Source organism: Paenibacillus sp. FSL R5-0407, from assembly GCF_038009185.1.
GTDB lineage: Bacteria > Bacillota > Bacilli > Paenibacillales > Paenibacillaceae > Fontibacillus > Fontibacillus vini.
Genome location: NZ_JBBPAX010000001.1, coordinates 1,016,600 through 1,028,684, shown reverse-complemented (window position 1 = coordinate 1,028,684; position 12,085 = coordinate 1,016,600). Strand labels below are relative to the sequence as shown.

Here is a 12,085-nt window from a genome sequence, read left to right as displayed (position 1 = left end):
GTTGCATGGATCATGACTTCAGCTCAGCGCCCTTGGGAAGAACGGATTTCACTTTGTCCGTTACCTCAGAATGGGTCCGCAATTCTTCGCCCAGTAGTACGACGATACCGGAGTCGTCCCGCGAACGAATCAGACGGCCGATGCCTTGGCGAAGCCGCAACAGCATGTATGGCATGTCCACCTCATTAAAGGGGTCGGCAACAGCTTTTCGCCGGGCGTTAAATACTGGGTCATGCGGCGGGAATGGCAGCGACCAGATAATCACATTCATGAGCGACGGCCCCGGAACATCAAGACCCTCCCATAGGCTGACCGCGCACAAGACGCTTTCTTCCTCCTGCTGGAATGCCGAGATCAGATGGCTGATTTCTCCGTCGCCTTCATAATAGAACGATATCCCGCCCAGCATCGGTTCGGCCTTCACGTGTTCCTTGAACAAACGAAGCTCTTCTCGGGTCCGGAAAAGAATGAGTGCTCTGCCACCAGTTTGCTGAAGAAGCCGTACCGCCTCCTTCATCTTCCCATCGAAGCCTTCTGAAAGAGGCCATGTCGGTGCTAGAACCTCCATTTGCTCCTGATAGGCATAAGGTGAATCCACTGAAAAGGACAGGAAGCTCTCAACGCCAAGACTGTCCGCCATATATCGGAAAGAGCTGTCCACCGACATAGTCGCCGAGGAAAAAATGACCGGCATTTTAAGATGAAAAACCTGCGTTTTCAACAGCTCTTTAACCGTACCCGGCATGACAGAGAGCATAAGCCCTTCCGGGCTGTCCTCCACCCAACAGATCACCGTTGATTCCGATTGCTCAAACAGAAGGAGCGCTTTTTGCATCATTTCCATATGTTCCTCGACGATACGAAGCTGATAATGGTCCAGCGTATACAGCTCACCTTCAAAGACAAGCTCCTCTTCTATCGCCGAAAGCAAGTCACGGAACCGTCGCACTTCGCTGAGCAGCGTTTCGTTCAAGACGATTTCTCTGCGGTCCGATCCCGCAACGGATTGATTGTATCGCTCGAACGCATGAAACATAACTTCGCTCTGCACGATTGAATCATCAATTAGCACGGCCAGGGATTCGCGGATTTCATTTTGCAGGAGGCGCGTAATTAATTCTTCAAAGGTCGCATGCTTCATTTTATAGCCGAACGCCTTCATGGCCGCCGATTCCAACAGATGCCCCTCATCGAACACAACGGTGGAATGCTCCGGCAAGAGCGGCAGCTGTCCCTCCCGTTTGCGGCCATCATAGGTCCACACATGCTCCAAATAATAATCATGCGAGCAGATGATGACATCGGCAGCCCGCCGGTAATGATCCCGAGACAATGTCTGTCCGCAGCGGTGACGGCGGTCGCAGGTGAAGCAGTCCTGGAAGGAATCCCAATTGATCGTATTCCACTGTTCGTCGTTTAACTGCGGATAATTTCTCCGGTCTCCGTAAGCATGAAATGCCTGCATTGGTGCAGAGGAATAGACAAAACCGGGCAGGCTTGCCGCGATTTCTTCCCAATTTACATCCGCCTTGGCATGAATTCTCGCCTGATCCAGTTTCTTAAGACACAGATATTGATCCGGCGATTTACCCAGACGTGCATCGATGTTCAAATCCAGGTGTCTGGCCAGCTTCGCGATATCGCCCTCCGGTTTGACCAACTGCTCAATCAAAGACTCGTCCGCACAGGCAATGATCGCGGGCTTTCGCGTGTATCGTGCGTAACATACCGCATACAGAAGATACGCCAGCGTTTTCCCTGTGCCTACCCCCGCTTCGGCGAAAATCGTCTTTTTGTCGGCGAATGCTTTTTCCAATTGAAACGCCATATAGATCTGCTCATCCCGAACTTCAAAGCCCGCTTCCGGCAACAGCTCGTAAAATACGTCCGCAACCCAGTCCGCAGCTTGCTGAATAAATGGTGTTCCGGGATCATAAGTAAATGGGTAAGATTCCACGTGTTTAACTACCTCTGCTTTCTTGCTCCTAAGGTTCAATTAGTTTCTAATACATAGTCTTTCGAATTTTCAAAATTCCAGCATATCATTGTCATTGATCTCGCGCAACACTGGCATAAAAAAAGGCAACCGTTGCCGGCTGCCTCCCTTATTTTATTCAGCTATCCCTTTTGACCTTGTATTATTTACTGATGGGCTGACCTGCAAAAGCTTGAGCCTGTAACGGAGCTGTCAGGAATTTTGCTGCTTGAGCAACGAACGCCTGAAAATGGCTGCTTGCATTGTGAGCCGCTACTGCTTCTTGGTCTTTCCACTGTTCGATCATGAGATAGGTATCATCCTGATCCGTATCCTTCAGAAGCTTATACGATACATTCCCTGCTTCCGCGCGGGATGCTTCAATAAGTTCTTGTACGGACTTCAGAAATTCCGCCTCTACTTCGCGATTAACTTTCATTTCCGCATGAATAATAATCATGTTAGTCAAAGCCTCACTTCCACTGTGCAATTCGGTCAATAGGAAGACGACTGGTTTTGCGCGGCTCTTTAACCGCTTTACCTACGGAGATGAGCATAACCGGTACATAGCGGTCCTTTTCCATACCAAAGGCTTCAGCAATACGGGATTTGTCATATCCGCCAATCGGGTTTGTATCATATCCGTGGGCACGAGCGGAAAGCATAAGCTGCATGGAAACCAGGCCGCCGTCAATAAGAATCATTTCGCGAAAAGCCTGGGCCGGGATACGGCCGAAAAGATCAGTATAGTTAGCCATGATTTGTTCTTTAATCTCTTGTGGCATAAAGCCCTTTTCCACATCAGTACTCATAATATAGTCAGCATTGTCAAATGCGTTCATATCGCCGAACACAGCAATGACTGCAGATGAGGTTGTAACTTGGTTTTTGTTGCCTGGCGCAAGCTCTTCAAGCGTTGATTTACCTTCCGGGCTATCAATGACAAGGAATCTCCATGGTTGAAGATTAACGGACGACGGGGCCAAAGTCGCTTCTTCCAACATTTCGGTCATTTCCTCGCGGCTAATTTTAACCGATGGATCGTATACGCGCACAGAGTGCCGGGTAGAAATAATTTCTTTAAAATCATTGCTTAGAGTAGTTGCAGTCATGTTATTCTCTCCTAATCTCTATAGTTAATTGGTTTTAAGGTTTATTTCATTTGTTGAATCTGGCTGTTCAGCTTCTGCAGACCTTGAATTAATCCAAGTCGTTCCGATTCCGTGAGGTCTGCCTGTAATTCCTCCAGAAACCGCTCTTTCTCCTCTTTAAACTTCACTACCTTACTCCTGCCTTCCTCGGTCAGCTGAACTAACGTAATCCGATTGTCGCTCTCCGACCTAGTCCGCAGAAGAATCCCTTCCGCTTCCAATTGCTGAACATGGCGGGTCACTGCAGCTGGATCGATAGACACGGCTTTCTGCAGGTCCGACTGGCTAATTTGGCCACCCGTCAGCTTGCAAAGGAGTTCGAGCCGGTTGGGACTAACTCCAGCACATCTTTCAAACCGGGTCGCAATATGCTTGTTTAAATGCATAAGCAAGTAAAGCAGATCATCCGTATGACACGTAGAGATGATATTAACCTCCTTCGACTCATTGACCCGTCAATGGTTGATGGGTCAATGATAAATCATTCTTTTCAGAAAATCAAGAACTTTTCCGGAAAAGTTCCTAATAATAATTTCTACTTTTTATATAAAAATGGTCGTAGGCTTATATACTGGTTCAATGCCATCAGGGTGACTCGTTCGATTTTTCGGCATATGCTAATCAAAAACAAGAGGTGATACTCTTCATAATGAAATACAAAAGCAGCACGATCAAGAGTAAGTGGACGAAAACCCAATGGTTGCTTAAAGATAGCTATATTAATAAGTATATCCCCATCACCTTACCCTTTAACAAAAAAAATCTTTCCAGCATGCTTGCCGACTACACCACCGTCTTCTTTAAACCTACAAATGGATCGGGCGGAAATAACATTATTCGTATCAGTAAAACCGCCGGTGGCTACCAAACCCAGTTGAACACAACTAAAAGATCGTACTCAACTACAACGCAGTTGTATCGTGATCTGAACCGCTTTGCGGGGACCAGACCTTATCTTTTGCAAAAAGGAATTCGCTTAGCCAAAAGTAACGGAAAGCCATTCGATGTCCGGGTTATGGTTCAGAAAACCAAACAAGGAACTTGGGCTAGCACCGCCCTCTTCACCAAAATCGGCAATCCGAAAAAGGTAGCCACCAATTATAATCAAGGCGGTACTATCGGAACATTCCACAATACAATGAATGGTGCCAAATTCAGTTCCGCCTTCACTCCACAGCTCGAGTCGGATCTCAAAAGACTTGGCGTTGCCGTTGGCAAAAATTTTGATCGAAATTATAAAGGATTCAAAGAACTCGGTCTGGATGTGGCAATTGACTCCAAAGGTAAAGCCTGGATTCTGGAAGTGAACACTCGGCCGCAAATATACCCGCTTAAAGCATTAAAAGATAAGAGCATTTATAAAAAAATTCTGTCTTACGGGAAGCAATATGGACGTTATAAATAGCGAAAGCTATCCGGATTAGGAAATAGGAAGCCGCATTTTCCTGCGGCTTCCTGATAAGAAGTCTAACTATTCCTTTTTATCTCTACGGGAGAGGAGCCCCTGTTCAAACGCATAGCGTGTTAACTGGACTCTATTTTGAAGTTGCAGCTTTTGAAGTATGTTCTTCAAGTGATTTTTGACGGTATGCTCCGAAATCACCAGTTTTTCTGCAATTTCTTTATTGGTCAGGCCATCCGCAACATTACTTAATATTTCTTGTTCTCTAAACGTCAAAGATTCATCAACTTCTTTATTATTAGCAAGTGATACATCCTTTAAAATTTCAAAAGCAAGCTCCCGGCTTAAAGGAGTTTCTTCATTCACGATGGAGTTTAAGTACTTGATCCAGGTTGAGGGTGCCAGATTTTTGAGCAGATAACCTTGCGCTCCTCGTTTTAAAGCTTCCAAAAGATGAAACATGTCATCCGAAACGGTGATCATGACAATTTTCACGTAAGGAAAACGCAGCTTGATGCGCTGCGTTGTTTCCAACCCATCCATGTCAGGCATTTGAATATCCATTAATATCAAATCAGGCATCCATTGTTCCGTGAAATCTATAGCTTCTTGGCCGCTTGCGACAACGCCTACAATTTCATACCTGTCGTCCGTAGCAATGATTTCACATATCGCTTCCCTTGCATGGGCATGGTCATCAACGACTAATACTCGTGTCTTCAATCCTCCCCTCCTCCTTTTTGTATCTCAAGTGTTGTCAACGCATGATGATTAAAAATTCGAAGCTGCCATTTCATATCTTCTGCACGATCCTTCATAATGTTCAAACCGTAACTTTCTTTTGAATCTATAATTTCTTCTCGAAATCCATCTCCATTATCTTTAATGGTTACTACCCACCCCGCTTCATCTCCTTGTGCAACAATCCAGCCCTTCGATGCACGAGCGTGCTTCTGGATATTTACAACAGCTTCACGAATACAGGCTAATATTTCAATTTTTTCCTTCGGAGTCATAACATTCTCTTTAATGTTCCAATCTAATTCGATTGGAATAAGTACTTCATCAGCAATTTGCTTGACTTTATCTTCTAAAGTTTCCTTCAGAACAACTTCACTATTGGTATTGGTCGAATATTTAAGGTTCGCTATGGCTTGTCTTACATATCTGTTCACTTCATGAACAGTCTTTCGAACTGCATAGACTGCGTCTTCATGCTTATTTCGATCTGTTGTAAATTCAAGTTGATCAACCTTAACGGATAGTAAAAAAAGCGACTGGGCTATTCCGTCGTGAAGCTCTTTGGCCAGCTGTTCACGCGCCTGGAGCGCTGCCTTTTGTGCCCGCTCAGCCTGAAGTTCTTGTTGAATCTTTTCCAGTTGAGAGAACAATTGGTTGAGAAGAGTCACACTAACAAGGTATACTAAAATTGGCGTAAGCCAGTTCCCCAAATCCATGGAAATGTACGGCATTAGAAATTGGTGTCGGACATATTCCCATAATCCTACTATCAAAGTCGGTACGAATAAAATCATCCACTTGATTTGTTTATAAGTCACGCCCGAACACTCCTCAAACATCTAATCTATATTTATATTTATATCAAAGCATATCGTAATCTCAAGGAAAAGAGGATTAAATTAAATTTAATCCTCTTTTGCGGTTTCAAGATAATTATACAGTTGATTTTCGCTGCTTATTTCACCAATAATCGAGTGCGCGATGTTACCTTCCTTTTCAAGGATATAAGTAACCGGCAAGCCTGTAACTGCGTACATTCCTGATATTTTACCGGTAACGTCAATAATGACAGGGAAATCGAATTGATGCTGGGTCAAAAACTCATTCACGGTTCCTTTGGATTCCCCAACATTTACAAACAAGGTTACGACATCGGAATCGCTATCTTGGAATACACGATTAATGAGCGGCATTTCGTTCACGCAGGGTCCACACCAGGACGCCCAAAAATTGATCACAACGGACTTTCCGCGAAAATCTGAGAGTGTGACCTTTTCTCCAAGTGTATTTGTAGCTTGAAAATCAGGTGCGGTCGCTCCGATACTCAGACGTTCGGTTGATGCTTTGTCCTCATTCTTTTGACTTGTGGATACAACAACCCAAATAACTGCTAATAATGCAAATAGGCCGATGAAAAAGGTCAATCCAAATCGAAAATTAATCTTCATTTTCATCTTTTACTTTCTCTTTCTTTGTGGTGAGCTCCATACTATACTGAAATGCTTTATGTAAAGGAAATTCACCAAACAACTGACTGTACTCCTCTACTGAACCCTCACCGCAGTTTTGTCCTTCATTCAAAAAGATGACATAGTCCGCCAGTTCTTCGGCAATATCCAGTTGGTGGGTGGAAAAGAAAACCGTCTGCCCTTCCGTTTTAACGACTTTCACAAGGTTCACAAATTCCTTCATCCAATAAGGGTCAAGACCATTGGTCGGCTCGTCCATGATCAGCAATGCGGGCTTGGACAGAATGGCTTGTGCAAAGAGGACGCGCTGCCGCATCCCTTTGGAAAAAGTGCTGACGAGTTTGTTCTTTTTATCAGCCAAACCAACAAGGCTTAATACTTCATGCACTCTTTGTTCAGGCATTTCACGTAATGAGGCCCAGAAGGACAAAATCTCTTGGGCCGTCATTCCTTGCGGAAACTGAAAATCATCGGGCATATATCCAATTTGTTCAGCGAACTTCTTTCTGTCGTTCTTCCATTGTAACCCGCTAACGACGATATTTCCGGAGGTGGGCTGAAGAATCCCAGCAACCATGCGCAGAACGGTGCTTTTTCCCGCCCCATTACCGCCGCATAATCCAACAATACTACCTTTTTCAAGCTCAAAGGAAATATCCTGAACAATCTTTTGACTTTTAATTGTTTTATTAATATTTGATGCGATAACAAAGGGTTCAGGCACGGGGCCTCCTCCTTTCCCAGATCCAGCAAACACATGTTAAGCTAAAAAGCAACCAGATTAAGAAGAGAACGAAAAATGAAAAACTGCCGTTAGAACTGTGAATCCAGCTTACCCATTTGTAATATTCAGGTCCAAGAACAGCGCCGCCCCCAAGCTTGATCACAACAAACAGTCTTACGAATTCCGCCGGATTCAAGAACGTGAATATAATGAGAAGCGGTTTGATCCATAAGTATGGAAGCAGCCCCAGGACAGCGATTAATATCGTCGGCCAAGCAATGACCGTAAAGAACCAGATCATGACGGATATCGTCAATGCTTGCCAACGATTTTTTGCCAAAGAGCCGATCCATAGCGCGATCGTTAAGAATAGTAGAACCAGTCCGCATGAAAATGATAAAAAGAGCAAATATGTATTAATATCGAACATTTTACCAATCAGTGCGGTAATTAATCCCATTAATCCATAACCAAAGGAAATGATAGTCAACAATACGGCGGACAAACCGATGTACTTGCCCAACATAAAGGAGATTGTCCCCAGTGGATAGGTAGATAGCAACTGCCAGCTTCCCTCTTCTTTTTCGGCGGTTAATGAGAAGGATCCCAGAAATAGTGACATTAAGGGAAGTAAATATAAGGTTAAACTTAACATCGAACCTGTAACACCGGAATATCCGCTGATCTCATTTTGAGAATTGACTAATAATAAACTCAGGCTGAACACGGAGAACAATATTAAAAATGAATATGCCCAAGGATTTCTAAATCCAATTTTTATTTCTTTCTTTGCAACTTGCAGCATATCCGACATAATGATCAATGTCCCGATTTGTCTTCACTCATATTTTCATCATGGGTGTGGGAATGATCATGGCCTTCTCCGTCGCTATGCATGTCCATCATGTTATTACTTTGTTCCCATGTATGGTTAGCGAGTTCCTCCGAGCTCAGCAATTGGCCCACACCCTGCTCCTGAATAAATTGTTCCGCGGATTTTTGGTCTTTAAAACTTATAAGCCCATATGCCATAGGCGTACGAATGGAGGCGTCATAGACATAAGCTGCTTTGCCGTATTCGATCCATTCTTTATCATTGTAGTCACGGACATACGCCATTCCGATTTCACTGGTGCCATTTTTCGATTTCCATTCATTCATGCATCCGATATCGTCAAACTTGAGGCTCTTGCCTTCCTTCGTTACGATTTGGGTTGCAAAAGCATCATCCTTGACCTGCATGTTACATATTACGCATACATCGACATCCTCATTGATAGCTTGAGGTTGATACGTTTTCTTTCCACAGCCGGTGATGGCAATTAAGACTAAAACTAAACTCAAAGCAAAGATTCCCTTTTTCATTTTTTTTGCCCCCTTGAATAGAGTATGGTTAATATGGATATCAACAACAGCATTGAAGAAACTATCATCAAGAAAACTTTATCTGGAAGCGGTTTGTCCTCAACGGTAGAGTTCGATGTCAGTCCGGGTTGATTCAGTTTCAGTCTCGGCGAACTGTCCGTGGTCCAGCTATGCTGATTATCTTGCTCATACATTCCGCTTAAGAAACTGATTCCAGGCGATTGAAAAAAAAGTTGAAAGGCCGGAGTTTCAGAAATTAACTTGCGGTAGAACGGGTTGATTGAATATTGGATATCGCTATTCCCATCATTGTTCATATCGAGAACCTGGGCAGTATCCCAAAAGTTTTGCTCAATTTGATTTGATTCGCTATCCATTGCTTCCGCCTCAATAACATTGGCAACAAAATCATTGTCATGAATGAAGTTGTTCTCTGCGTTTACAAATTGGATACCTACAAAATTTCTGTAAATGGAGTTGTTTCTCAGTTCGTTTTGACTGGAACGTTCAAGATAGATTCCGACACGGTTCCCTTCAATATCATTCTTTTCAACGATAGATCTTTGAACGTCATAAAGCAGAATGCCTTGCGAATTTACATTGTTCCTTTGCTTGACGAAGGAGTTGTCCGAAACTACTACATCGCGTACACCCATAATCATTGCTCCGGTGACATTGTATTCGCCGATATTTCCGATAATTTTTGTTCCATCATTATACATGCAATGAATGCCATAACGTGATCCCAATATTTTGTTTTTAAAGATGTTCAAATCCTTGCTGTTATCCAGATAAATTCCGTCCCGCATATTCACGATCCTATTGTTTTCGATTCGGGTATCACTTGAGTTGAAAAGGTCAATTCCATTTCCCTTCTCTCCTAAGGTGGAAGGTCCTTGACTACTATCCCAAGAGATCAAGTTATCTTCCAATACGCCATCGACGGAATCGCGTAAAAGAATTCCATATCCGCGTGTTGTGATCTTTAAATTTCTTAAAACGACTCCATTTGCTTGAACAGAAACGGCTTTGGATTCTTCGCCTGATTGCTTTTGTAAGACTCGGATTCCCTGAACGGTTACCCCTTCAGCTTGTATGGTTATTGCAGGTTCAAGAGATTCGTTGATTAGCGAAACACCCTCCAAGGCCTGAATAGTTAATTTCTTATTAATCAAGATTGGTCCGGAAAATTCCGCATCCGATAACACAATGCGTTCCCCAGGCTTCGCCCTGTCGACAATTTCCTGAAGTGAAGGAATAGATCCTTCATCAGCATCTACTTCTGTTAAATCCCAAGATAGATTAATTAATATAGCTGCAAAAGCAATGCAAATGAATGGGCTCTTTCTTATAAATGTATATTTTAGGTTAGTGAAATGGATAGTTATCCTCCTTTCCAGTAGAGTATTTTTAATAATTCTCTCCACAAAAAGAATAAATCAAACCAATACGGTATGATATAGCTCATTCGAGTGATATTTTTCATAGATATTAAATTTATTGTGAATGTTATGTGACATGACTAACATGCGAAGTTACAAGCTTAATCATGCTCGCAAAAAAGAAAAAGCAACCGTTACCGGCTGCTATTTCAGTAATATCCCAGTTATTATTTTTTTGCAAAATACACGCAGTGGAATAGCTACTTCAACTGATTCTTGATAGTTGTTTCATCGCCTCATATTCCATACTTGATAATTCCATAAGAAGATCTGATGCCTGATTTAAGCATCGTATTTCTTGTCTTTCCCCAGCTTTCCTGATTAGTTCTGATACCTCCCCCCACATCGGTGCAATCTCGGAAAAGAGATCATATGCATTTTGTAGTGGAGCATAATCAATTATAATCAAACACTCCTTTAAGAAGTCTCTGTACATATTTCTAAAGAGAGAACCCCCGGTTCCTCCGCGTTCCATTAAAGTAGCTGTTAGTACTAAATCATCTTCGATGTTTTTACTTCTCTCAAACCACTTATTAATCTCAACACTTGTTTTCTTAATACCTTTATAGCCCAAATTTTTGATAGGCGGGTTAATATAATCATTAGCGTTCTCATTGATCGCTTTTATAATCACATTTCTTAAATCAGGTACTTCCTCTATTTTCCGGATAGTATAAGATAGATTTTTTGACGACATTTGGCCTTTTTCATTTCTAGCTAATGCCAAATTCTCAAGACTTGTTTTTACCAAACCTTCCATTCCGCCCTGTTGTCTTGTGTCAACTAAATAAGCATAATGATCGTCATATCCATACATGGCCACATAATGCCCGGCAAAATGTACCTTGTTCGTGAAATAATCCAAGTGGTAGCAGTCAAGCTTTAATCCAACTATATTTCCTTGGTCTACGTTCTCCTTAACATTTTCCCATGCCTTTTTAGGGGATGAAGTCTCTTTTACTTCCATCCGAAGATTTAAGCGGTTGACAATATTACGGGTCAGCAGATCAGGCTTAATCCTTCCCCCGATAAACGGAAAGTCCATATTCTTCATGTCCCAATAGATAAAGCCCAACCCACCGCCAATTCCAAATAACATCGCCTCAGACAGTTCAATTCCTAATCTTTTTAGCAAGGTTCCGGTAGCTGTGGTTTCACAGTGTTCACCAGAAAAAGGAGAAAAATTGTTTATGATCATTCATCCATTCTCCTATCATCATTTTTTTCTAATAAATCCTTGATTAAGACTTCCATAAACTCAATTTCATGTTTTATTAGTAAAAGAGGATGTCTGAATAATGCTTGAACGTGCAAAGGTAGTCTTAATCCGCCTTGTGATTCAAACTTTTCATTAATGTTGCTAGCAACATGAGTAAGGAAATCATTTCTCTTTTGAAGTGCTGTCACAAGTTCATTAGTGGTCAAGAACGGAATGGCTGCAAGAGCTAAATCGAATTTATTATCTCTTTCACGTGAAGTAGATAAGTACTCCAAGGTAATTTGTTTAAGTAATGCCACACCATGATTTGTTACTTCAAATTTCTTTGGCATGGGCCCTTTTCCTTGTTTGGTTGTATCTAAATAGGAATTAACAAGTTGCTTGTTGCTTAATTTTTTTAGACCGACATAGATAGAAGTAGTACCCATATCTACCCATTCCCTGTAACCCCGTTCTTTGATTAACTGATTGATTTCATAACCGGAAGCCTCCTTCCGCTCACAGATAATCTGTAAAAGCATAAATTCAACATTAGTAATGTCCATAAAAGTATCCTTCCATAATTATCCTATATCGATATATTACACCGGTGTAATA

At 42.4% G+C, this 12,085-nt stretch carries 14 protein-coding genes; 1 reads left to right on the top strand and 13 read right to left on the bottom strand.

Annotated features, from left to right (window positions below; translation table 11 throughout):
• Positions 1–10 precede the first annotated feature (10 nt).
• From NYE70_RS04940 to NYE70_RS04925, 4 genes are all read right to left on the bottom strand, one after another.
• Positions 11–1,957 carry an ATP-dependent DNA helicase gene (locus NYE70_RS04940; protein ID WP_341045219.1) on the bottom strand — a complete coding sequence of 649 codons (1,947 nt, stop codon included), beginning with the start codon at positions 1,955–1,957 and terminating at the stop codon, positions 11–13.
• A 181-nt stretch (positions 1,958–2,138) separates the two neighbouring features.
• Positions 2,139–2,435: a putative quinol monooxygenase gene (locus NYE70_RS04935; RefSeq protein ID WP_341047516.1), complete on the bottom strand. Its 297-nt coding sequence runs from the start codon at positions 2,433–2,435 to the stop codon at positions 2,139–2,141.
• Positions 2,436–2,448: 13 nt separating this feature from the next.
• Entirely contained in the window at positions 2,449–3,087 is a 639-nt protein-coding gene (locus NYE70_RS04930; protein WP_341045218.1) for a nitroreductase family protein, read from the bottom strand.
• A 41-nt stretch (positions 3,088–3,128) separates the two neighbouring features.
• The gene (locus NYE70_RS04925; RefSeq protein WP_341045216.1) at positions 3,129–3,512 is read right to left on the bottom strand and encodes a MarR family winged helix-turn-helix transcriptional regulator; all 384 of its coding nucleotides are present in this window, start codon (positions 3,510–3,512) and stop codon (positions 3,129–3,131) included.
• 263 nt (positions 3,513–3,775) lie between these two features.
• Between NYE70_RS04925 and NYE70_RS04920 the strand changes: the two genes are divergently transcribed.
• Entirely contained in the window at positions 3,776–4,531 is a 756-nt protein-coding gene (locus tag NYE70_RS04920; protein ID WP_341045214.1) for a YheC/YheD family protein, read from the top strand.
• A gap of 66 nt (positions 4,532–4,597) precedes the next feature.
• On the opposite strand, the gene NYE70_RS04915 is transcribed toward NYE70_RS04920, so the two are convergent.
• The 9 genes from NYE70_RS04915 to NYE70_RS04875 all read right to left on the bottom strand — a co-directional run bounded on the left by NYE70_RS04915 (position 4,598) and on the right by NYE70_RS04875 (position 12,033).
• Positions 4,598–5,251 carry a response regulator gene (locus NYE70_RS04915; RefSeq protein ID WP_211020483.1) on the bottom strand — a complete coding sequence of 218 codons (654 nt, stop codon included), beginning with the start codon at positions 5,249–5,251 and terminating at the stop codon, positions 4,598–4,600.
• The gene (locus NYE70_RS04910; RefSeq protein ID WP_211020482.1) at positions 5,248–6,087 is read right to left on the bottom strand and encodes a sensor histidine kinase; all 840 of its coding nucleotides are present in this window, start codon (positions 6,085–6,087) and stop codon (positions 5,248–5,250) included. The genes NYE70_RS04915 and NYE70_RS04910 overlap by 4 nt, the downstream gene beginning before the upstream one ends.
• An 87-nt stretch (positions 6,088–6,174) precedes the next feature.
• Entirely contained in the window at positions 6,175–6,723 is a 549-nt protein-coding gene (locus NYE70_RS04905) for a TlpA family protein disulfide reductase (protein ID WP_341045213.1), read from the bottom strand.
• On the bottom strand, positions 6,707–7,462 hold the full coding sequence (locus NYE70_RS04900; protein WP_341045212.1) for an ABC transporter ATP-binding protein: 756 nt from the start codon (positions 7,460–7,462) through the stop codon (positions 6,707–6,709). Before NYE70_RS04900 ends, NYE70_RS04905 begins: the two co-directional genes overlap by 17 nt.
• Positions 7,455–8,276: an ABC transporter permease gene (locus NYE70_RS04895; protein ID WP_341045211.1), complete on the bottom strand. Its 822-nt coding sequence runs from the start codon at positions 8,274–8,276 to the stop codon at positions 7,455–7,457. The genes NYE70_RS04900 and NYE70_RS04895 overlap by 8 nt, the downstream gene beginning before the upstream one ends.
• A 5-nt stretch (positions 8,277–8,281) precedes the next feature.
• A complete protein-coding gene (locus NYE70_RS04890; protein WP_341045210.1) occupies positions 8,282–8,827 on the bottom strand; it encodes a nitrous oxide reductase accessory protein NosL in 546 nt (181 codons plus the stop codon).
• The gene (locus tag NYE70_RS04885) at positions 8,824–10,254 is read right to left on the bottom strand and encodes a right-handed parallel beta-helix repeat-containing protein (protein WP_341045209.1); all 1,431 of its coding nucleotides are present in this window, start codon (positions 10,252–10,254) and stop codon (positions 8,824–8,826) included. Before NYE70_RS04885 ends, NYE70_RS04890 begins: the two co-directional genes overlap by 4 nt.
• A gap of 220 nt (positions 10,255–10,474) precedes the next feature.
• Positions 10,475–11,467, bottom strand: a complete 993-nt coding sequence (locus tag NYE70_RS04880; RefSeq protein WP_341045208.1) for a BtrH N-terminal domain-containing protein — start codon at positions 11,465–11,467, stop codon at positions 10,475–10,477.
• Positions 11,464–12,033, bottom strand: a complete 570-nt coding sequence (locus NYE70_RS04875) for a PadR family transcriptional regulator (RefSeq protein WP_341045206.1) — start codon at positions 12,031–12,033, stop codon at positions 11,464–11,466. The genes NYE70_RS04880 and NYE70_RS04875 overlap by 4 nt, the downstream gene beginning before the upstream one ends.
• Between the last annotated feature and the right edge of the window lie 52 nt (positions 12,034–12,085).

Coding starts and splice junctions, on each gene's coding strand:
- NYE70_RS04930 (WP_341045218.1), bottom strand. CDS start 3,087: ATGACTGCAACTACTCTAAGCAATGATTTTAAAGAAATTATTTCTACC.
- NYE70_RS04880 (WP_341045208.1), bottom strand. CDS start 11,467: ATGATCATAAACAATTTTTCTCCTTTTTCTGGTGAACACTGTGAAACC.
- NYE70_RS04920 (WP_341045214.1), top strand. CDS start 3,776: ATGAAATACAAAAGCAGCACGATCAAGAGTAAGTGGACGAAAACCCAA.
- NYE70_RS04895 (WP_341045211.1), bottom strand. CDS start 8,276: ATGTCGGATATGCTGCAAGTTGCAAAGAAAGAAATAAAAATTGGATTT.
- NYE70_RS04890 (WP_341045210.1), bottom strand. CDS start 8,827: ATGAAAAAGGGAATCTTTGCTTTGAGTTTAGTTTTAGTCTTAATTGCC.
- NYE70_RS04935 (WP_341047516.1), bottom strand. CDS start 2,435: ATGATTATTATTCATGCGGAAATGAAAGTTAATCGCGAAGTAGAGGCG.
- NYE70_RS04875 (WP_341045206.1), bottom strand. CDS start 12,033: ATGGACATTACTAATGTTGAATTTATGCTTTTACAGATTATCTGTGAG.
- NYE70_RS04905 (WP_341045213.1), bottom strand. CDS start 6,723: ATGAAAATGAAGATTAATTTTCGATTTGGATTGACCTTTTTCATCGGC.
- NYE70_RS04925 (WP_341045216.1), bottom strand. CDS start 3,512: ATGCATTTAAACAAGCATATTGCGACCCGGTTTGAAAGATGTGCTGGA.